The 19,203-nt window shown below is 66.0% G+C and carries 20 protein-coding genes and 1 pseudogene; 13 read left to right on the top strand and 8 right to left on the bottom strand.

The genetic code is table 11. From position 1 onward, the window contains the following. Both EOA38_RS07645 and EOA38_RS07640 read right to left on the bottom strand, forming a co-directional pair. Positions 1-640, bottom strand: a pseudogene (locus tag EOA38_RS07645) (TRAP transporter permease); the annotation flags it as partial. Between the two features lie 156 nt (positions 641-796). Further along, a complete protein-coding gene (locus tag EOA38_RS07640; RefSeq protein WP_127298869.1) occupies positions 797-1,756 on the bottom strand; it encodes a TAXI family TRAP transporter solute-binding subunit in 960 nt (319 codons plus the stop codon). Between the two features lie 254 nt (positions 1,757-2,010). On the opposite strand from EOA38_RS07640, the gene EOA38_RS07635 reads away from it, so the two are divergent. Then, the gene (locus tag EOA38_RS07635) at positions 2,011-2,373 is read left to right on the top strand and encodes a YciI family protein (RefSeq protein WP_126091024.1); all 363 of its coding nucleotides are present in this window, start codon (positions 2,011-2,013) and stop codon (positions 2,371-2,373) included. 4 nt (positions 2,374-2,377) lie between these two features. Continuing rightward, positions 2,378-3,625, top strand: a complete 1,248-nt coding sequence (locus EOA38_RS07630) for a DUF6596 domain-containing protein (protein WP_127298868.1) — start codon at positions 2,378-2,380, stop codon at positions 3,623-3,625. Between the two features lie 206 nt (positions 3,626-3,831). On the opposite strand, the gene cysK is transcribed toward EOA38_RS07630, so the two are convergent. The 5 genes from cysK to hrcA all read right to left on the bottom strand — a co-directional run bounded on the left by cysK (position 3,832) and on the right by hrcA (position 8,830). Then, positions 3,832-4,812, bottom strand: a complete 981-nt coding sequence (cysK, locus tag EOA38_RS07625; protein WP_127298867.1) for a cysteine synthase A — start codon at positions 4,810-4,812, stop codon at positions 3,832-3,834. A gap of 187 nt (positions 4,813-4,999) precedes the next feature. Then, the gene (locus tag EOA38_RS07620; protein WP_127298866.1) at positions 5,000-5,617 is read right to left on the bottom strand and encodes a LysE family translocator; all 618 of its coding nucleotides are present in this window, start codon (positions 5,615-5,617) and stop codon (positions 5,000-5,002) included. A gap of 451 nt (positions 5,618-6,068) precedes the next feature. Next, positions 6,069-7,409, bottom strand: a complete 1,341-nt coding sequence (locus EOA38_RS07610) for a sorbosone dehydrogenase family protein (RefSeq protein WP_127298865.1) — start codon at positions 7,407-7,409, stop codon at positions 6,069-6,071. 103 nt (positions 7,410-7,512) lie between these two features. Continuing rightward, on the bottom strand, positions 7,513-7,710 hold the full coding sequence (locus EOA38_RS07605; protein WP_126091029.1) for a hypothetical protein: 198 nt from the start codon (positions 7,708-7,710) through the stop codon (positions 7,513-7,515). 37 nt (positions 7,711-7,747) lie between these two features. Next, positions 7,748-8,830, bottom strand: a complete 1,083-nt coding sequence (gene hrcA / locus EOA38_RS07600; protein WP_126091030.1) for a heat-inducible transcriptional repressor HrcA — start codon at positions 8,828-8,830, stop codon at positions 7,748-7,750. A 134-nt stretch (positions 8,831-8,964) separates the two neighbouring features. Between hrcA and rph the strand changes: the two genes are divergently transcribed. The 7 genes from rph to EOA38_RS07560 all read left to right on the top strand — a co-directional run bounded on the left by rph (position 8,965) and on the right by EOA38_RS07560 (position 14,009). Continuing rightward, positions 8,965-9,681: a ribonuclease PH gene (gene rph, locus EOA38_RS07595; protein WP_127298864.1), complete on the top strand. Its 717-nt coding sequence runs from the start codon at positions 8,965-8,967 to the stop codon at positions 9,679-9,681. A gap of 190 nt (positions 9,682-9,871) precedes the next feature. Further along, positions 9,872-10,282: a VOC family protein gene (locus EOA38_RS07585; protein WP_127298862.1), complete on the top strand. Its 411-nt coding sequence runs from the start codon at positions 9,872-9,874 to the stop codon at positions 10,280-10,282. Beyond that, positions 10,282-10,959, top strand: coding sequence for an RdgB/HAM1 family non-canonical purine NTP pyrophosphatase (gene rdgB, locus EOA38_RS07580; RefSeq protein ID WP_127298861.1), 678 nt, complete (start codon positions 10,282-10,284; stop codon positions 10,957-10,959). Before EOA38_RS07585 ends, rdgB begins: the two co-directional genes overlap by 1 nt. Further along, positions 10,956-12,134, top strand: coding sequence for a radical SAM family heme chaperone HemW (gene hemW / locus EOA38_RS07575; RefSeq protein ID WP_127298860.1), 1,179 nt, complete (start codon positions 10,956-10,958; stop codon positions 12,132-12,134). Before rdgB ends, hemW begins: the two co-directional genes overlap by 4 nt. Positions 12,135-12,320: 186 nt before the next feature. Then, positions 12,321-12,644, top strand: a complete 324-nt coding sequence (locus EOA38_RS39030; protein ID WP_189434539.1) for a hypothetical protein — start codon at positions 12,321-12,323, stop codon at positions 12,642-12,644. A 36-nt stretch (positions 12,645-12,680) separates the two neighbouring features. Beyond that, the gene (rsmI, locus tag EOA38_RS07565) at positions 12,681-13,571 is read left to right on the top strand and encodes a 16S rRNA (cytidine(1402)-2'-O)-methyltransferase (protein ID WP_189434537.1); all 891 of its coding nucleotides are present in this window, start codon (positions 12,681-12,683) and stop codon (positions 13,569-13,571) included. 60 nt (positions 13,572-13,631) lie between these two features. Beyond that, on the top strand, positions 13,632-14,009 hold the full coding sequence (locus tag EOA38_RS07560) for a YraN family protein (RefSeq protein WP_127298857.1): 378 nt from the start codon (positions 13,632-13,634) through the stop codon (positions 14,007-14,009). A gap of 140 nt (positions 14,010-14,149) precedes the next feature. Here the strand turns inward: EOA38_RS07560 and EOA38_RS07555 are convergent, their stop codons facing one another. Further along, entirely contained in the window at positions 14,150-14,956 is an 807-nt protein-coding gene (locus EOA38_RS07555; RefSeq protein ID WP_127298856.1) for an undecaprenyl-diphosphate phosphatase, read from the bottom strand. Positions 14,957-15,116: 160 nt separating this feature from the next. Here EOA38_RS07555 and EOA38_RS07550 point away from each other — a divergent pair, with 160 nt between their 5' ends. The 4 genes from EOA38_RS07550 to mepA all read left to right on the top strand — a co-directional run bounded on the left by EOA38_RS07550 (position 15,117) and on the right by mepA (position 19,032). Beyond that, complete coding sequence (locus EOA38_RS07550; protein WP_126091039.1) at positions 15,117-15,809, top strand: glutathione S-transferase family protein; 693 nt, start codon at positions 15,117-15,119, stop codon at positions 15,807-15,809. Next, positions 15,790-16,941 (top strand): tRNA epoxyqueuosine(34) reductase QueG, encoded by a 1,152-nt coding sequence (gene queG, locus EOA38_RS07545; protein ID WP_127298855.1) that lies wholly within the window; start codon positions 15,790-15,792, stop codon positions 16,939-16,941. Before EOA38_RS07550 ends, queG begins: the two co-directional genes overlap by 20 nt. Before the next feature lie 13 nt (positions 16,942-16,954). Then, on the top strand, positions 16,955-17,860 hold the full coding sequence (locus tag EOA38_RS07540) for an SDR family oxidoreductase (protein ID WP_127298854.1): 906 nt from the start codon (positions 16,955-16,957) through the stop codon (positions 17,858-17,860). A gap of 89 nt (positions 17,861-17,949) precedes the next feature. Then, positions 17,950-19,032 (top strand): penicillin-insensitive murein endopeptidase, encoded by a 1,083-nt coding sequence (mepA, locus tag EOA38_RS07535; protein WP_127298853.1) that lies wholly within the window; start codon positions 17,950-17,952, stop codon positions 19,030-19,032. Positions 19,033-19,203 lie beyond the last annotated feature (171 nt).

The raw sequence follows: 19,203 nt of genomic DNA, 5'->3' as shown, positions 1-19,203 counted from the left end.
GCGCGATCATGCCGGCGCGCTCGAGGAAGGCCGCGAAGACGACGAAGATGAAGATATAAGCGGCCGAAACATAGACCGGCGTGCCGTATATGCCTTCGGTGCCATAGGCGAAGGTGTCGACGAGCTGCGCAAAATCATAGCCGCGATGGACGAAGGGCGGCGGCAAGTGATTGCCGACGAAGCAATAGGCGAGGAAGATGAAGGCTATGATTGCGAGCGGCAGCCCCATCAGCCGCCGTGCCGCTTCGAAGACCAGCACCACCAGCACGGTGCCGACGATCAGGTCCGGCGTGGTGAGGAAGCCGGAACGGCGAATGAGATCGGTATAGAACACCCAGTTGTAGAGGCCGGTGCCGAAGCCCAGCACACCAAGCGTCCAGAATGCGGCTTTCGCCGGCATGCTCTTGGCGCGCAGATTGGCGATCAGGCCGAAGCCGAGCAGCAGCAGGAAGCCGACATGCATGGCCCGCACCACCTGGCTGGGCAGGCTGCCATAGGCGGCGATGTAGATCTGAAAGGCGGAAAAGGCGACGGCAATCAGGAAGGCCGCCTTGCCGGCGATGCCTTCGCCGAAGCCCGGCGGCAGGCCTTCGATAGGCTCTTCGACGATCGGAGAAAGAACGGTGGGGGTTTTGGTCATTGGCGGGTTCCTGGGGATGCCCTCCCCCTTGAGGGGAGGGTGCCGAGCGAAGCGAGGCGGGTGGGGTCGTCTCGCGTCGAGCACTGCCGCGGCGACCCCACCCGTCCATCCGCCTTCGGCGGCTGTCCACCCTCCCCTCAAGGGGGAGGTGGAGGCTTACTTGATGAGCCCTTTTTCCTTGTAATATTTCTCCGCGCCGGGATGCAGCGGCACCGGCATGCCGTCCAACGCCTTGGCCGGATCGATCGCCTTGGCGGCGGCGTGGGCGGCGGCGAGCTGGTCGAGATGCTCGAACAGCAGCTTGGTCATCTGATAGGCGGTGTCGTCGGAAACGTCGGCGCGGGTGACAAGGAAATTGCCGACCGCAGCGGTCGCGACATCCTCCGTCTGGCCCTCATAGGTTCCCTTCGGGATGACGACCGAAAGATAGGGCGAGCCGATCTTGGCGACGTCCTTGGCCGGCACGGCGACGACGTTGATCGGCACCGAGGTGGCGAGATCGCGGATCGAGGCGACGCCAAGGCCCGCGGATTGCAGCGTGGCGTCGAGCTGCCGGTTCTTGATCAATTCGACCGATTCGGCGAAAGGCAGATATTCGACCCGTCCGAGATCCTCATATTTCAACCCGGCGGCGGCGAAGATGGCGCGGGCGTTGAGTTCCGTGCCGGAAGCAGGCGCACCAACCGACAGGCTCTTGCCCTTGAGATCGGCGAGCGTCTTGATGCCGGACTCCTTGCTGGCGACGATCTGGATGTAGTTGGGATAGATGGCGGCGATGCCGCGCAATTTGTCGAGCTTGCCGGGGAAGCCGGCCTCGGTGTTGCCCTCGGCGGCGAGCTTCACCGAATCGCCGAGCGCGAAGGCGATCTCGCCCTTGCCCTGCTGCAGCAGGTTGAGGTTCTCGACGGAGGCCTTCGTCGCCTGCACCTGGGTGCGGGCGCCTTCGATGCCCTTGCCGTAAATCTCGGACAGCGCGACGCCGAGCGGATAATAGACGCCCGACGTGCCGCCGGTGAGCACGTTGATGAATTCCTGCGCCCCGGCCGACACGGCGCCGAGGCCGAGCGACAGCGCCAACGCGCCGGCGGCAACAAATTTCGTCCTGAAATCGAGCATATGGTTTCCTCCTCCTGAAACGATCGCGCCATGCCGCCTCCCCGGCGCGGACCTGGGAGTTTAGACGGGAGGCGGCAAATGCCAACCCGCAATTGCAGCCATTAGACGAACGGTTGAGTGCTGGCGAAAAGCGCCGGCTTGCGCTCGAATGCTTTGGGGACGAAAGATTTTCGGAGGCGCCTGTCGAAATCGGCCGCGGCCGCACGACATAGGTCGGCTAGCAACGACGCGGCCTGCAAAAACGGGAGAACACCATGCGATACATGCTTTTGATCTACAACGACGAAGCCGCGATGGCGAATGCGCCGCGCGACAAGACCGAGCAGACCTTGGCGGCCTATGGCGCCTATACCGAAGCCTTGAAGAAATCCGGCGCATACCTCGCCGGCGAAAGGCTGCGCCCGACCCAGGCGGCCACTTCGATACGGCTGGCCAACGGCAAGACCAACGTGCTCGACGGCCCCTATGCCGATACCAAGGAGCAGCTTGCCGGCTTCTACATGATCGAGGCGACGGACATCGATACGGCCATGGAATGGGGCGCGCGCTGTCCGGCAGCCAGCACCGGCACGGTCGAGGTGCGGCCGATCTGGGAAATGACCGACTACCTGTCCTAGCAGTATGGACGGTCGCCCGGAGATGGCGCGGGCGGCGGCCGAGGCGGCCGCCCGGCAGAGCTACGGCAAGCTGGTCGCCTGGCTCGCGGCCCGCATGCGCGACGTCGCCGGCGCCGAGGACGCGCTGGCCGACGCATTCGCCGCGGCGCTCGAACGCTGGCCGAAGAGCGGCGTGCCCGAAAAACCGGAAGCCTGGCTGCTCGCAGTGGCGCGCCGGCGCGACGTCGACGCCGTGCGGCGACGGCTGACCGGCGAGGCGGCCCGCGACCACCTGCAGCTTATTGCCGAAGAGGCGGAGGCGCGGATGACGAATGACGAGTTGCCCGACGAGCGGCTCAGGCTGATGTTTGCCTGCGCCCATCCGGCGATCGAGGCCAGCGTACGCGCGCCGCTGATCCTGCAGGCTGTGCTGGGCTTCGACGCCGCCGCAATAGCCTCGGCGTTCCTGGTTGCGCCGGCGACGATGGGCCAGCGGCTGGTGCGCGCCAAGACCCGCATCCGCGAGGCCGGCATTCCTTTCCGCGTGCCGGAGCGGACCGAGCTCGGCGAGCGACTGGATGCCGTGCTGGAGGCGATCTACGCCACCTTCGCCGAAGGCTGGTCGGACCCTGCCGGCACCGAGACCAGACGGCGCAACCTCGCCAGCGAAGGCATCTGGCTCGGCCGGCTGGTCGCGTCATTGATGCCGGAGGAACCGGAAACGCAGGGACTGCTGGCGCTGATGCTTTTCGCCGAGGCGCGGCGCACGGCGCGGCGCAACGCTGATGGCGACTTTGTACCGCTTGCAAAGCAGGACATGGCGCTTTGGGACGAGAAGCTGACCGACGAGGCGGAGCGGCTGCTCAGGCGCGCCGCCGTCAAGGGTGCCATCGGCCGCTACCAATTGGAGGCGGCCGTACAATCGGCGCATACGGCGCGGCGGCTGAGCGGCCATACCGACTGGGCAGCGATCCGCCAGCTTTACGACGCGCTGATGGCCGTGGCCGGTTCGCCGGTGGTGGCGATCAATCGCGCGGTGGCGATCGCGGAGGACGAAGGGGCCCCCGCGGGTCTTGCCGCGCTGGACGAGATCGGCGCCGACAAGCGGCTTGCCGAATACCAGCCCTATTGGGCGGCGCGGGCCGAGCTCTCAGCCAGGCTCGACAAGACTGCCGAGGCCGCAGAAGCCTATGACCGGGCCATCGGCCTGGAGCGCGATCCGGCCCTGCGCCGTTTCCTGCAGGCGGAGCGGGGCAAGCTGGTGCGAAACTGAGGGCGAATCTCCCCCCTTGAGGGGGAGATGGCCGCGAAGCGGCCAGAGGGGGTCCTCTCACCTAGATCGCCGACGTTGTCTGTCGTCGCGGAAAACGCCGGCGCTTCACGCGCGGCGACCCCCTCTGTCGCCTTCGGCGACATCTCCCCCTCAAGGGGGGAGAATTTGGCGCGGCCAAATGAGGCGGCGTACCGCCCCTCGATCGGCTAAGCCCCCAGCCCGTCGAACAGGATCGTCGAAAGATAGCGCTCGGCGAAGGACGGGATGACGACGACGAGGTTCTTGCCCTTGTTCTCGGGCCGCGAGCCGACGACGATCGCCGCCTGGAGTGCCGCGCCCGACGAGATGCCGACCGGCACGCCTTCGAGGCGGGCGACGAGGCGCGCATTGGCAACCGAATCCTCGTTGGAAACCCTGACGATCTCGTCATAGACCGAGGTGTCGAGGATCTTGGGCGCGAAGCCGGCGCCGATGCCTTGAATCTTGTGCGGGCCGGGCTGGCCGCCGGAGAGCACGGGCGAGGCTTCCGGCTCGACCGCCACGACATGCAGCGAAGGCTTGCGCTTCTTCAGCACCTGGCCGACGCCGGTGATGGTGCCGCCGGTGCCGATGCCGGCGACGAAGATATCGACCTCGCCATTGGTGTCGTTCCAGATTTCCTCGGCCGTGGTGCGGCGGTGGATTTCCGGATTGGCAGGGTTCTCGAACTGCTGCGGGATGATGGCGTTGGGCAGCGTGGCGGCGAGCTCGTCGGCCTTGGCGATGGCGCCCTTCATACCTTTCGGCCCTTCGGTGAGCACCAGCTCGGCGCCGAGCAGCGCCAGCATCTTGCGCCGCTCGACCGACATGGTCTCCGGCATGGTGAGGATCAGCTTGTAGCCCTTGGCGGCGGCGGCGAAGGCCAGCGCGATGCCGGTGTTGCCGGAAGTCGGCTCGATCAGCGTGGTCTTGCCGGGCGAAATCTTGCCGGCCGCCTCCAGCGCTTCGATCATGGCGACGCCGATGCGGTCCTTGACCGAGGCGATCGGATTGAAGAATTCGAGCTTGGCCAGGAGGTTAGCGACGATGCCCTTCTCCTTCGCGAATTTATCCAGCCGCACCAGCGGGGTGTCTCCAATCGTCTCGGTGATCGAGTTGAAGATGCGGCCGCGGCCGGGTACGCGCGCGGAGGTGACGGGCTTGTTCATTGGTTTCGCTCCCAAGGCAAAGGCACAGGCAGACAGAATAGGACTTTCAGCCGCGCAAGATAGGCCGGCGGCCGAAAATATCCGAGTGGGGCGGTTGCTCAAAACCACCCCGCGCCGGAAATGCATTTTCCGGATCGGCCCGTTTTCGGAATGCTTTCGCCGAATCGGGACCGGTTGAGGTCTGAGGCTACTGACGCGCCGCGATAGCCGCTGCCGCTCCCATCATGAAGCCGGCGGCGGTGCGGTTCAGAACTTTCAAGGCGCGCGGCGATTTCAGGAACCAGCGCGCCTTGGCGGCCAGCGCCAGATAGGGCACCAGAACCACGAACAGCACGACGACGGTCAGCGCGACAAGGATGCCATAGTCGGCGAGCGTGATGGTCTTCAGGTCGACGATGGTCGGCGTGATGGCGAGATAGAAGATCATCGTCTTCGGGTTGCCGAGCGTCACCGTCAGCCCGGCGATGAAGCTCGACACCAGGCCGCCCTTGCCCTTCCGCGCATCGACGGTTTCCGGCGAAATGCCGCTGGTCCAGAAGCGCCAGGCAAGGAAAGCGAGATAGGCGACGCCCGCCCATTTGATGGCGAGGAAGACCATGCCGAAGGTCTGCGCGACGAAGGCGAGGCCGAGCACGACGGCGGTGAGGTAGGTGAGGTCGCCGAGCATGAGGCCGAACGACATCGCCAGCGAGGAACGGAAGCCGGAGCCGAGCGCGCGGGCGACAAGCGCCGTGACGCCGGGGCCTGGAATGGCGGCGGCGACGCCGAGGGCGGCGCTGTAAGCGAGAAATCCGGTGAGTGTCATGATTGTAGGCCTGGCGTATGGTCCCCAAGGGACCAGTGTGGAGCGCGGCTTCTATCATGATACCGGGTCGAGGGTAATTCCCCTCACGGCGGGATTCGTTGCGCCAGCTCGGCCGGGAGGTTCCCTAGCCTGGGCAATCGCTTCGATTTCGAACTCGCCCGTCACCTTTTTTCCGAGCGCTGGCGCTGCCCCTCACCTGCCTGCCGGCATCCTCTCCCCGTATAGTGACGGGGAGAGGGGCGCTCCCATCGACGATTTCGCCAATCGCCAGCGTCGCAGGAAGGACGCCGTCGTTGCGGCCAGCTGCTTCTCCCCGTCACTATACGGGGAGAAATGCCCGGCAGGGCGATGAGGGGCAGCGCCGACGTCGACAATCAGCGGTCTGAAACGGCGGAAATGAACGGTGAAAATCTCGCAAACGGCAGCCTTCCAAACCCCCTGTGCCAACGAGCTAGCCGCCATAACTGATGCGCCAGATCGTGCCGTTGCCGTCCTCGGTCAGGATCAGCGCGCCGTCCTTCGCCACGGCCACGCCCACCGGCCGGCCCCAGACCGCGTCGTCCGCGATGACGAAGCCGGTGGCGAAATCCTCATACTCGCCGGTCGGCTTGCCGTCCTTGAACTTCAGCCGCACCACCTTGTAGCCGGTGCGGACATTGCGGTTCCATGAGCCGTGCAGGGTGACGAAGGCGTCGCCCTTGTAGTCGGCCGGAAAATCGCCGCCTTCATAGAAAGCGATGTTGAGCGGCGCCGAATGCGCCTGCATCAACACATCGGGCATGGTGACCTTGCCGGCGAGATCGGGGCGCGCGCCCTTGTAGCTCGGGTCTTCATTGTTGCCGATGTAGTACCAGGGCCAGCCATAGAAGGCGCCGTCCTTGACGGTGGTGGCATATTCGAAGGGCACGTTGTCGCCGAGCTCGTCGCGCTCGTTGACGACGCACCAGAGCGCGGCCGTCGCTGGCTGCACGGTCATGCCCGAGCAGTTGCGCAGGCCGGTGGCGACCATCCGGCGGTTCTTGCCGTCGGGATCGAAGGCGAGCACGTCGGCGCGGCCTTCCTCCGCGCCCCAGGTGGCGCCGAGCGGCTGAGACCTCGCCCATTCCTCGACACCGCCTTTCGGGCTGGCGCTCATGTCCTCGGCGATGTTGGAACCCGAGCCGACCGACAGATAGAGCGTCTTGCCGTCGGGTGAGAAGGTAATGTCCCTCGTCCAGTGATGACTGGCCGGGATCTTGGTGACGACGGTTTCCGGCTTGCTTGAGGCTTCGAGATCGCCATCGCGATAGGCAAAGCGCACGACGCTATTGCTGTTGGCGACATAGACCCATTGCGGCTTGTCGCCCGGCGGATAGAAGGCGATGCCATAGGGCCGCGTCAGCCCCTTGGCGAAGACCGCTTTCTCGGCGGGTTTCGCGCTGCCCTCGGCAAGTCGGTAGACGCGGATCTGGTTCGCCCTGCTGTCGGCGACGAAGAGATCGCCGTTCGGCGCCACGCGCACGACACGCGGGCTGTCGATGCCGGACGCGACCAGCTCGGCCGAAAAGCCGGGCGGGAGGATCGGCTTCGCATCCTCCGGGCGATCGGTGAGACCGCCGCCGTTCGACGCGGATTCGGCGACATTTGGCTGCTGGAGATCGTCCGGCTTGATGAGACGCCGCACCCCTGGACGGTCGGCCTTCCAGTCGCCGAAGGCCTTCCGGCCCGTCAGCAAGGGCTGGTCGGCCTGCTGCGCGAAGGCGCCAGAAGCCAGAAGCAGGGCCATGCCTGCAAGACCGGCGATCCGTATCATGCCGTTCTCCGTCATTTGATCAAGCGCAACAGACAGCAGATATCGGGCAGGCGTCCCGAAATAGAAGCGCGGGCACGCGGATTTGACGGGAATTGCCGGCAGATCAGCTTTCCTCGACATCCAGATCGTCGTCGAGCCGCTTTTCCAGCGCGACCAGGTCGGCCGGCAGCGGCAGGCCCATGGCGCGCATCTCCCTGAGCTTCTCGCGCAGCTGCTCCTGCACTTCGTGCTCGTCCTCGGGCTGGTTCACCATCTGCTCGAGCAACAGGCTGATCTGGGCCTTGAACGATTCCAGCGCCATTTCCACCCTCCTTGCGGCGATCCCTGCTTGCGGGCTTCTACCTCAGCATCCGCGAAACCAATTGGGCCGTATAATCGACCATCGGCACGATGCGGGCATAGTTGAGCCGGGTCGGGCCGATGACGCCAAGCGCGCCGACGACGCGCGCGTCCTTGTCGCGATAGGGCGCGACCACGAGCGACGAGCCGGACAGCGAAAACAGCTTGTTCTCCGAGCCGATGAAGATGCGCACGCCAGGGCCTTCCTCGGCAAGGTCGAGAAGCTGCAGCAGCCCGTCCTGCGTCTCCAGATCCTCGAACAGATGGCGCAGCAGTTCGAGGTCGGCCTGGGCGGTGACGTTCTCCAGGAGGTTGGCGCGGCCGCGCACGATGAGACGCGCCGGCAGGCCGCTTTCCGCGCCGGCCCACACCGCAAGGCCCTTCTCGACAAGGTCCTGCGACAGCGTGTCGAGAGCCGCCCTGGTCTCATCCTTGATGCGGGCGACCTCGATGCGAGCCTCGGCCAGCGTGCGGCCGCGTATATGGGCGTTGAGGAAGTTGGAGGCCTCGTGCAGCTGCGAGATGGTGATGCCGGCCGGCAGGTCGACGACCCGGTTCTCGACGTCGCCGTTCTGCGACACCAGGACGGCGAGCGCCTTCGTGGGTTCGAGCTGGATGAACTCGATATGCTTCAGCGCCACCTCGTTCTTGGCGGCGAGCACCAGGCCGGCGCCGCGCGACATGCCGGACAGCATCTGGCTGGCCTCGGTCAGCATATGCTCCAGCGTCGCGCCTGAGCCAGATGCGCGAACCTGCGCCTCGATGGCGCGGCGCTCCTCGTCGGACAGATCACCGAGCTCCATGAAGGCGTCGACGAAGAAGCGCAGACCGGTCTGGGTCGGCAGACGGCCGGCCGAGATGTGCGGCGCATAGATGAGGCCAAGATGCTCGAGGTCGCTCATCACGTTGCGGATGGTGGCCGGCGACAGCGACGAGGGCAGGATGCGCGACAGGCTGCGCGAGCCGACCGGCTCGCCGTCGCGCAGATAGGAATCGACGATCCGCCTGAAGATGTCGCGCGAGCGCATGTCGAGTGACTGAAGCACGGGCGGCTGCGAAGCGGGATCCACTGCCTTGTTCATTCCGGCGAAAAACCTCCAACCGAAAGATATAGACTTAGCGGCTGCGGGTGCAACGGCCCATTTTTCTTTGCGCCATGCGCCGCATGCGTCTACAAGCCGCCGACGAATCCGGGAAAAGAACAGAAAGAGCCTCGATGCGCCCCTCCAAACGCCAAGCCGACGAAATGCGCGCCATCTCCTTCGAGCGCGGCGTGTCCAAGCATGCCGAAGGCTCGTGCCTGGTGAAGTTCGGCGACACGCATGTCTTGTGCACGGCGAGCCTGGAGGAGAAGGTGCCGGCCTGGATGCGCAATTCCGGCAAGGGCTGGGTGACGGCCGAATACGGCATGCTGCCGCGCTCTACCGGCGAGCGCATGCGGCGCGAGGCGTCGACGGGCAAGCAGGGCGGCCGCACGCTGGAGATCCAGCGGCTGATCGGCCGCTCGCTGCGCGCCGTGGTCGACCTGCAGGCGCTGGGCGAACAGCAGATCACCGTCGACTGCGACGTCATCCAGGCCGATGGCGGCACCCGCACGGCCTCGATCACCGGCGGCTGGGTGGCGCTCTACGACTGCCTGCGCTGGATGGAAGCCCGCCAGATGGTCAGCGTCTCCAAGGTGCTGAGAGACCATGTCGCCGCGATTTCCTGCGGCATCCACGACGGCCAGCCGGTCATCGACCTCGACTATCTCGAAGATTCCTCGGCCGGCACCGACGCCAATTTCGTCATGACCGGCAAGGGCGGCATCGTCGAGATCCAGGGCACGGCGGAGGGCGAGCCCTTCTCCGAAGAGCAGTTTGCCGCGCTGATGGCGCTGGCCAAGAAAGGCATTTCGCGGCTGGTGAGCCTGCAGCAGATGGCGGTGGCTTAGGGTTATTGATGAGGTTGGCGATCCTTCGCACCCCCCTCTGGCCTGCCGGCCATCTCCCCCGCAAGGGGGGAGATCGGGCGGCACTTCGGGTTTCGCCAATCTCTGACGTTGCAAGGTGTGCGGCGACAATGAAGCTGCCGATCTCCCCCCTTGAGGGGGAGATGCCCGGCAGGGCAGAGGGGGGCGCCTCGTGACTCCCTCGGCAATCCTGGAATCCGCGCTCTACGTCTCCGATCTCAATGCCGCGGAAGTCTTCTACCGCGACATCATCGGCCTGGAGCCGCTGGGCAAGGTCGAGGGCCGCCACGTCTTCTTCCGCTGCGGCGACGGCGTGTTGCTGCTTTTCAACGCCGAGGCGACCAAGATCCCGCCGGCGCCTGACGCCAGGCTGAGGGTGCCGCCGCATGGCACGGCCGGAGAGGGCCATCTCTGCTTCACGGCGACGGCCGGTGAGATCGTCGAGTGGCGCAGGCATCTGGCGGCGAAGAACATCGCCATCGAAAGCGATTTCGAATGGCCGCAGGGCGGACATTCGATCTACATCCGCGACCCTTCGGGTAATTCGATCGAGTTCGCCGAGCCAAGGATCTGGGGCCTGTGATGCATTCTCTCAACGGACAGAAGATCGTCGTCGCCAGCCATAACGCCGGCAAGCTGCGCGAATTCGCCGATCTGATGGCGCCGTTCGGCTTCGAGGCGAAATCGGCCAAGGAGTATGGCCTGCCGGAACCCGACGAGACCGGCACGACCTTCGAGGAGAATGCCTATATCAAGGCATATGCCGCGGCCAAGGCCACCGGCCTGCCGGCGCTGTCCGACGATTCCGGGCTTTGCGTCGACGCGCTCGACGGCGCGCCGGGAGTCTACACCGCCAACTGGGCCGAGACGCCGGATGGCACACGCGATTTCGGCATGGCCATGCAGCGTACCGAAGTGGCGCTGCAGGAAGTCGGCGCGACCGAGCCGGCGCAGCGCACCGGCCGCTTCGTCGCCGTCATCTGCCTCGCCTTTCCGGACGGCGAAGCCGAGTATTACCGGGGCGAGGCGGAGGGCACGCTGGTCTGGCCGCCGCGCGGCACGCTCGGCTTCGGCTATGACCCGGTGTTCCTGCCCAACGGCTTCGACAAGACTTTCGGCGAGATGAGCGCGGAGCAAAAACACGGCTGGAAGCCCGGCCAGGCGACGGCGCTGTCGCACCGCGCCCGCGCCTTCCAGAAGTTTGCCCAAGCCCGCTTGGATTTGGCGCGCTTGGATCTGGCCAGGCTCGGCTCGGAATGATCGGGATCGGCCAAACCATGCCGCTCGACCGCAGCCCCGGCTTCGGCGTCTACATCCATTGGCCGTTCTGCGCGGCCAAATGCCCTTACTGCGACTTCAACAGCCATGTGCGCCACCAGCCGGTCGACCAGGAGCGGTTTGCACGCGCCTTCGCGACTGAGCTCGCAACGATGCGCGCCCGCACCGGGCCGCGCGAGGTGACCAGCATCTTCCTCGGCGGCGGCACGCCGTCGCTGATGAAGCCGGAGACCGTGGCGGCGGTGCTGGAGGCCGTGGCGAAGAACTGGACCGTGCCGGCCGGCATCGAGGTGACGCTGGAGGCGAACCCGTCCTCGGTCGAGGCCGAGCGCTTCCGCGGCTATCGCGCGGCGGGTGTCAACCGCGTCTCGCTCGGCGTGCAGGCGCTGAACGACAAGGACCTGCGCTTCCTCGGACGGCTGCACAATGTCGAGGAGGCGCTTCACGCCATCGGGCTCGCGCGGGACATATCCCCCCGCCTCTCCTTTGATCTCATCTATGCGCGGCCGGGCCAGACGCCGGAGGCCTGGCGGGCGGAACTCGAAGAAGCGATCGGCCACGCCGCCGACCACCTCTCGCTCTACCAGCTCACCATCGAGGAAGGCACGCCATTCCATGCGCTGCATGCGGCGCGGAAGTTCATCCTTCCCGACAACGATCATGCCGCCGACCTTTACGCGCTGACGCAGGAAGTCACGGCGGCGCATGGGCTGCCGGCCTACGAGATCTCCAACCACGCGCGGCCGGGCGCGGAAAGCCGGCACAACCTGACCTACTGGCGCTACGGCGAATATGTCGGCGTCGGACCAGGGGCGCATGGCCGCTTCGTCGAGAACGGCCGCCGCACCGTGACCATCGCGGAAAAGATGCCGGAAACCTGGGCCAATCTGGTCGAGGCCAGGGGCCATGGCGTGACCGGCGGCGAGGTGCTGACGCGCTCGGAAGAGGCCGACGAGTTCCTGCTGATGGGGCTGAGGCTTGCCGAAGGCATCGACCTCGCGCGCTACGAGACGCTTGCCGGGCGCGGCCTTTCGACCGCGAGGCTTTCGGTGCTGCAGGAGGAGGGGCTGGTGGCGCCGGTCGGCAATGCCCGGCTCCGCGCCACGACCGCCGGCATGATCGTGCTCGATGCCGTGGTGGCGGATCTGGCGCGGTGATCTCGCGCCTTCGTCATTCTCGGGCTTGACCCGAGAATCCATGCCGTGACCTATGCGAAGGGCGCGGCGGAGCAGAATTCTGCACCGTTGGTGGCGCTTCGATGTAACGGCATGGATTCCAGGGTCTGCGCGCGTCGCTTCGCTCCTTGCTTCGCCCTGGAATGACGAGGCGCGAGATCGCGAAGGTTGCTGGTTATCTTAAGCGTCGTGCTTCTGGCGGTGCTTGCCGCGGGTCTTTTCGCCATGCGCTTCGCCGCTGCGGGCGGGCTTCTCTTCGGCCTTGTCGCGGCGAGCCCCTTGCTGGGCGGCGATCGGATGTGGGGGAGTGCCCTCGCGGGCGGTTTTGCTTTCAAGTCGGCTGATGAAAATATCGAAGCGATTGGGCATCGTCCGGTCCTGCCTCCTCCGGGGAATCAGGGATTAAATCGACCGGTGCCGGTTTCGTTCCTCACTGTGGCGAAGGCATGGCGATTTCCTTACCCCGACTTCACGTTTTGCAACCGGCCGTGAGCCATGCCAAACAAGGTGGGGAGAGAGAGGTATCCGGTGACCGGCGACAAACGCAGCTACATGATCGGGCAGGCCGAGATCGCGGCGCGGCCGCTCGCGCCGGCGCTCTATCTGGTGGCGACGCCGATCGGCAATCTGGCCGACATCACGCTGCGCGCGCTGGAGACGCTGGCCGCGGCCGATATCGTCGCCTGCGAGGACACGCGCGTCTCGCGCGTGCTGCTCGAACGCTATGGCATTCGGCGCCGCACCACGGCCTATCACGAGCACAATGCCCAAGAGGCCGGGCCGAAGCTGATCGAGGCCTTGGCGGCCGGGCAGAGCGTGGCGCTGATCTCGGACGCCGGGACGCCTTTGGTCTCCGATCCGGGCTACCGGCTGGTCGGCGAAGCGCTGGAGCGCGGCATCCGCGTCGTGCCGGTGCCGGGGCCTTCGGCGGCACTTGCCGCGCTGACCGCGTCCGGCCTGCCGTCCGATGCCTTCCTGTTCGCCGGTTTCCTGCCTGCGAAAGCCGGTCAGCGGCTGACGAAGCTCGAAAGCTTCAGGCAGGTACCGGCGACGCTGATCTTCTTCGAATCGCCGCGCCGGCTGGCCGAAACGCTTGCCGCGATGGTCGAGGCGCTTGGCGGCGCGCGCAAGGCCGCGATCGGCCGCGAGCTCACCAAGACATTCGAAGAAACGCGGACAGGCACGCTTGCCGAGCTTGCCGATCACTATGCGGCGGCCGACACGCCGAAGGGCGAAATCGTCGTCTGCGTCGGCCCGGCGGAAGCCTCGGCGGACCAGCCGGCCGACATCGACCGGCTGCTGTTGTCTTTGGCCACCGAAATGCCGGCATCCAAGGCGGCGGCCGAAGCGGCGAAGATGACCGGCGGTCAGAAGCAGGCGCTCTACCGGCGGCTGCTGGAACTCAGGGACAGACCATGATCCCGAAAAGTGGGGACCGGTTTTCGGAAAAGATCATGGTCAAACAAAGAGAAGACAACGGTGGCTGAGCGCAGCGTCGGCCATCGGCGAAAAGCCTATCGGCGCGGCCATCGCGGCGAATGGCTGGCGGCGCTGGCGCTGATGCTGAAAGGCTACCGGATTCTTGCCCGCCGCCATCGCACCAAGCTCGGCGAGATCGACCTGATCGCCCGGCGCGGCGACCTCGTGCTGTTCGTCGAGGTCAAGGCGCGCCGAACGTTGATGGAGGCGATGGAAGCGATCGCTCGCGCGTCGGAACGACGCATCGAGGGCGCCGCCGACCTGTGGCTGTCGCGCCAGCCAGATTATGGCCGGCTGTCGGTTCGCTTCGACATGGTGGCCGTGCTGCCCTGGCGCTGGCCGGTGCATGTGGAGAATGCTTTTTATGGGAGGAATTGACGGGCTTTACCCTCCCCCTTGTGGGGAGGGTCGGTGAGCAAGCGACGCGAAGCGTCGGTGGCGAACCGGGGTGGGGGTACGGCGCCGCCCACCCCGATCCGCCTCGCGGATCGACCCTCCCCACAAGGGGGAGGGTAGGCTCATCCCCATACCATCAGCGCCACCAGCCCGACCGCGCCGACCACAAGCCGCCACCAGCCGAACAGCGAGTAGCCCTTGCGCGAGACGAAATCGAGCAGGAAGCGCACGACGATCAGGGCGGCGACGAAGGCCGCGACGAAGCCGACGGCGATGATCGGCAGGTCGGCCGAGGTCAGCACGTTGCGGTTCTTGAACAGATCATAGGCGAAGGCGCCGACCATGGTCGGCATGGCGAGGAAGAAGGAAAACTCCGCCGCAGCGCGTTTCTCCACGCCGAGAAGCAGCGCGCCGACGATGGTCGAGCCGGAGCGCGAGGTGCCGGGGATCAGCGACAGGCACTGGAAGAGGCCGATCTGCAGATAGAGCCTGGTCGGGAAGCGCTCGACGTCGCGATAGACCGGCTTGAGGTTCATGCGGTCGACGGCAAGCAGCACCACGCCGCCGATGATCAGCATGATGCAGATCAGCCGCGGCGATTCGAACAGGAAGGTCTTGATGAAATCATGCGCCAGCGCGCCGATGACCGCCGCCGGCAGGAAGGCGATCAGGATGCCGATGACGAAATGCCGGGTCAGGCGGTCATGCGGCAGGTCGAGCAGCATCTTCCAGAGGCGGTGGAAATAGACGCTCAGGATCGCCAGGATCGCGCCGAGCTGGATCAGGATCTCGAAGGCCTTGCCGGTGGAGTGGAAGCCGAGGAAATGGCCGGCGAGCAGGATGTGGCCGGTCGAGGACACCGGGATGAACTCGGTCAGGCCCTCCAGCAGCCCAAGCAGCAGCGCTTCGACGATGGTCTGGCTTTCCATGGCAACCTCAGGATTTCGGGGATGGCTGAAGACAACGGCTTGCTTGTCACGGCGCGGAAGTCCCCCTATAGGTCGCAACACCGTGACGGCCGCATGACGGGCCGCCAAGACTTACCGGCGCAGGGGGCGATTCGCCAGTGCGCCCTATCATCGCGGAACCATGCTGACGCTTTTCCACCATCCGATGTTCGCCACCTGCCGCTTCGTGCGCCTCGCTTTCGGCGAGTATGGCGAGGAGCTGGCGCTGATCGAGGAGAAGCCCTGGACGCGGCGCAAGGAGTTCCTGGCGCTGAACCCGGCCGGCACGCTGCCGATCCTGCTTGCCGAAGGCGACGTGCCGATCGTCGGCGCCATGGTGATCGCCGAATATCTCGACGAGACGCGCGGGGTGCTCAAGCGCGACAAGCGGCTGTTTGCCGAAGATCCGATGCAGCGCGCCGAAATCCGCCGGCTGACCGACTGGTATCTCGCGAAGGCCGAAAGCGAGGTCACCCGCCATCTGGTGCGCGAACGCGTGCTGAAGCCGGTCATGCCGGAAACGGCGGGCGGCGGCTCGCCCGATTCGGCGGCGATCCGCGCCGCGCGCGCCAACATCCGCCAGCACATGAAATACACCAACTGGCTCGCCGGAACGCGCCATTGGCTCGCCGGCAACAAGGTGACCTATGCCGACCTCGCGGCGGCGGCGACGCTTTCGGTGCTCGACTATCTCGGCGAGATCGACTGGCGCGAGCATGCCGCCGCGCGCGAATGGTATACGCGGGTGAAATCAAGGCCGTCGTTCCGGCCGCTGCTCACCGACCGGGTGCGCGGCCTGTCGCCGGTATCGCATTATGCGGACCTCGACTTCTGACAGACTGCGCGCGCTGATCGACGCGGAGGCGCGCCGCGCCGGCTTCGATGCCGTCGCCGTCACCACGCCGGATGCGATCCCGGAGGCGCCCGCGCGCCTGGCGGAATTCGTCGCCGACGGTTTCCATGGCTCGATGGAGTGGATCGCCGAGACGATCGAGCGCCGGGCCGAGCCCTCGACATTGTGGCCGGACGTGCGTTCGATCGTCGTGCTCGCCATGAACTACGGGCCGGACCGGGATCCACGCGACATCCTCGCAAAACGCGACCGCGGCGCCATCTCGGTCTACGCGCAAAACCGCGACTATCACGACGTGATGAAGGGCCGGCTGAAGGAGATCGCCGGCAAGATCGTCGCGCGTGCCGGCGGCGACGTCAAAGTCTTCGTCGACACGGCCCCGGTCATGGAAAAGCCGCTGGCGGAAGCCGCCGGCCTCGGCTGGCAGGGCAAGCACACCAATCTGGTGAGCCGCGCGCATGGCTCGTGGCTGTTCCTCGGCACCATTTTCACGACGGCCGAGCTTGAACCGAACAAAGCGGAAATCGACCATTGCGGCTCCTGCCGCGCCTGCCTCGACGTCTGCCCGACCGATGCTTTTCCGGCGCCCTACCGGCTCGACGCGCGGCGCTGCATCTCCTACCTCACCATCGAGAACAAGGGGCCGATCCCACTCGAATTCCGCGAGAAGATCGGCAACCGCATCTATGGCTGCGACGACTGCCTCGCCGCCTGCCCCTGGAACAAATTCGCCAGTGTCGCTTCCGAGGCCAAGCTTGCCGCCCGCGCCGACCTGCGCGAGCCGCCACTGTCGGAGCTCCTGCTTCTCGACGATGCGGCGTTCCGCTCCTTTTTCTCCGGTTCGCCGATCAAGCGCATCGGCCGCGACCGTTTTGTCCGCAACGTGCTGATCGCCGCCGGCAATTCGGGTGATGCTTCGCTGACGCCGATCGTACGCGACCTGCTCGACGACGGCTCGCCGCTGGTGCGGGGTGCGGCGGTATGGGCTCTGTCGCGACTGATGCCATCGCGCGATTTTGCCGAGCTCGCCGCATCGGCCTTGCAGACGGAAAACGAGGCGACGGTGCGCGACGAATGGCTTTCGGCGCTGCCGGATCCCGCAAAGGATCATTGAAGGGGGTTCATCGATGGGCGGAAAACGCTTCTTCATCTTCGGCGCCGGCTATTCCGGCAAGGCTTTTGCCCGGGCCAACGAAAACGGCGCGCCGATCCTTGGGACGACGCGCTCGCCGGAAAAATTCGAGGCGCTGCGGCAGGCAGGGATCGAGCCGTTGCGCTTCGGCGGTTCGCTGACGCGGGAGATCGGCGATGCGCTTCGGCAAACCACGCATCTCATTGTCTCGGTCGCGCCGGACGAAGTGGGAGATCCGGCGCTCAACGCCGCCGGCGAGACGATCCGGGCGAGCATGCCGGCATTGGAATGGATCGGCTATCTTTCGACCGTCGGCGTCTATGGCGACCATGGCGGCGCCTGGGTGGACGAAACGGCCGAATGCAGGCCCGTTTCAAACCGCTCGGTGATGCGGGTGGCCGCCGAACGGGAATGGCTGGCTCTTGGCCGGGAAATCGAAAAACCGGTGGCGATCCTGCGGCTGTCCGGCATCTATGGCCCGGGCCGCAACGCGCTGGCCAATCTCGAGGACGGCACCGCAAGGCGGCTGGTCAAGAAGGATCAGGTGTTCAACCGCATCCATTGCGACGACATCGCCGGCGCGCTTTGGCATCTGGCTGAAAAGAATCTCGGCGGCATTTTCAACGTCACCGACGACGAGCCGGCGCCGCCGCAGGACGTCGTCGCCTATGCCGCCCGATTGATGGGCGTGGAGGCGCCGCCGGAAATTCCGTTCGAGACCGCCCAACTTTCGCCCATGGCGCGTTCTTTCTATGGCGAGAACAAGCGCGTCGCCAACAACGCGATCAAGGCGGCCGGCTATCGCTTCCGCTTCCCGAACTATCGGGCGGCGCTGGAGCGGATGTGGGCCGACGGCAACTGGCGGGACGGGGAACCGCGCAGCCCGATGAAACGCTCGTGATCGAAGCGAAGCGCATGGCATGATATGATTCGCGCCTGAAGCATGTCGCCGAGGATTGCGTCGCGCCACTGGAGAGGGGACCCGACCTGATGACGTTGCGATCGCTGCCTGACAGGAAGCCGTTCCTGACCGCCGCGCTTGCGCTGGTGAGTTTGGCCGCGCTGGCGGCGGCCGCGATCTCGGCCGAACCCCACGCCAAGGATCTGTTCGGCGCCGAAAAGCTGCCGGCGGTGGCGCCGGCGCAATCCTTCGGCTTCTACTCCAAGGGCTGCTTCACCGGCGGCGTCGCCTTGCCGATGGACGGGCCGAGCTGGGAAGTGATGCGCCCCTCGCGCAACCGCCGCTGGGGCCATCCGTCGATGATTGCGCTGATCGAGAAGCTCGCGCGTGATGCCTATGCGGATGGCTGGCCCGGCTTGCTGATCGGCGACATTTCGCAGCCGCGCGGCGGGCCGATGATGACCGGCCATGCCTCGCACCAGATCGGCCTCGACGCCGACATCTGGCTGACCCCGATGCCGAGCCGTCCGCTGACGATTGCGCAGCGCGAGACCATGAGCGCGACGCTGATGGTCAATGAGAAAACGCATCTGGTGAAGGACGCGCTGTGGACGCCTGCGCACACGCGGCTTCTGAAGCGCGCGGCGAGCTACGCGGAAGTCGAGCGCATCCTGGTCAATCCGGGCATCAAGAAGAAGCTCTGCGACACCGTCACCGGCGACCGTTCGTGGCTGCGCAAGATCCGGCCGTTCTGGGGCCACGACTATCATTTCCATATGCGCATAGGCTGCCAGCCGGGCTCACCCGGCTGCAAGGCGCAGGATGCGACCCCCGACGACGACGGCTGCGGCAAGCCGCTTGCCTGGTGGTTCACCGAGGAGCCCTGGCGGCCGAACAAGAACCCGGATGCGCCGAAGGCCCGCGACCTGATGACGATGGCCAACCTGCCCAGAGAATGCCGGGCTGTGCTCGCCGCGCCCGACGCGCCTTCGCTGGAGGCTGTCACCTATCAAGGCGGCGGCGCGACAGCGGTAGCGGCCGCCAAGCCGGAACCGACCGAGCCGGCGCAGACGATTTCCAGCGACAACGCCTCGATCCCCTCGGCGGCAAGCGCTTTCGCGCCAACGCCAAAGATCGGCATCCCGTTGCCAAGGCCAAGGCCGGGGAACTGAGGCCCAGCCTGCGACCCCCCTTTGAGGGCAGGACAATCGCATAGGGCGCTCCCCCTCTCCGTCTCGGCTTCGCCGAGCCACCTCTCCCCCACGTTGTGGGGGCGAGGAACCCAAGCTTTTCAAGGCTGCGACATCAGCGGTTAGCGTTTCCTCTCCCCCATGAAATGGGGG

The sequence above is a fragment of the Mesorhizobium sp. M1E.F.Ca.ET.041.01.1.1 genome (assembly GCF_003997355.1).
Classification (GTDB): domain Bacteria; phylum Pseudomonadota; class Alphaproteobacteria; order Rhizobiales; family Rhizobiaceae; genus Mesorhizobium.
This window is presented reverse-complemented; position numbering and strand designations above follow the sequence as displayed.

What these genes read in the sequence shown, in the direction of transcription:
- EOA38_RS07635 (WP_126091024.1), top strand. Translation starts at nt 2,011, where the DNA reads ATGCGATACATGCTTTTGATCTACAACGACGAAGCCGCGATGGCGAAT.
- EOA38_RS07640 (WP_127298869.1), bottom strand. Translation starts at nt 1,756, where the DNA reads ATGCTCGATTTCAGGACGAAATTTGTTGCCGCCGGCGCGTTGGCGCTG.
- EOA38_RS07620 (WP_127298866.1), bottom strand. Translation starts at nt 5,617, where the DNA reads ATGACACTCACCGGATTTCTCGCTTACAGCGCCGCCCTCGGCGTCGCC.
- EOA38_RS07605 (WP_126091029.1), bottom strand. Translation starts at nt 7,710, where the DNA reads ATGGCGCTGGAATCGTTCAAGGCCCAGATCAGCCTGTTGCTCGAGCAG.
- EOA38_RS07550 (WP_126091039.1), top strand. Translation starts at nt 15,117, where the DNA reads ATGCTGACGCTTTTCCACCATCCGATGTTCGCCACCTGCCGCTTCGTG.
- rph (WP_127298864.1), top strand. Translation starts at nt 8,965, where the DNA reads ATGCGCCCCTCCAAACGCCAAGCCGACGAAATGCGCGCCATCTCCTTC.
- EOA38_RS07555 (WP_127298856.1), bottom strand. Translation starts at nt 14,956, where the DNA reads ATGGAAAGCCAGACCATCGTCGAAGCGCTGCTGCTTGGGCTGCTGGAG.
- EOA38_RS07630 (WP_127298868.1), top strand. Translation starts at nt 2,378, where the DNA reads ATGGACGGTCGCCCGGAGATGGCGCGGGCGGCGGCCGAGGCGGCCGCC.
- queG (WP_127298855.1), top strand. Translation starts at nt 15,790, where the DNA reads ATGCGGACCTCGACTTCTGACAGACTGCGCGCGCTGATCGACGCGGAG.
- rdgB (WP_127298861.1), top strand. Translation starts at nt 10,282, where the DNA reads ATGCATTCTCTCAACGGACAGAAGATCGTCGTCGCCAGCCATAACGCC.
- hrcA (WP_126091030.1), bottom strand. Translation starts at nt 8,830, where the DNA reads ATGAACAAGGCAGTGGATCCCGCTTCGCAGCCGCCCGTGCTTCAGTCA.
- mepA (WP_127298853.1), top strand. Translation starts at nt 17,950, where the DNA reads ATGACGTTGCGATCGCTGCCTGACAGGAAGCCGTTCCTGACCGCCGCG.
- EOA38_RS07610 (WP_127298865.1), bottom strand. Translation starts at nt 7,409, where the DNA reads ATGATACGGATCGCCGGTCTTGCAGGCATGGCCCTGCTTCTGGCTTCT.
- cysK (WP_127298867.1), bottom strand. Translation starts at nt 4,812, where the DNA reads ATGAACAAGCCCGTCACCTCCGCGCGCGTACCCGGCCGCGGCCGCATC.
- hemW (WP_127298860.1), top strand. Translation starts at nt 10,956, where the DNA reads ATGATCGGGATCGGCCAAACCATGCCGCTCGACCGCAGCCCCGGCTTC.
- EOA38_RS07540 (WP_127298854.1), top strand. Translation starts at nt 16,955, where the DNA reads ATGGGCGGAAAACGCTTCTTCATCTTCGGCGCCGGCTATTCCGGCAAG.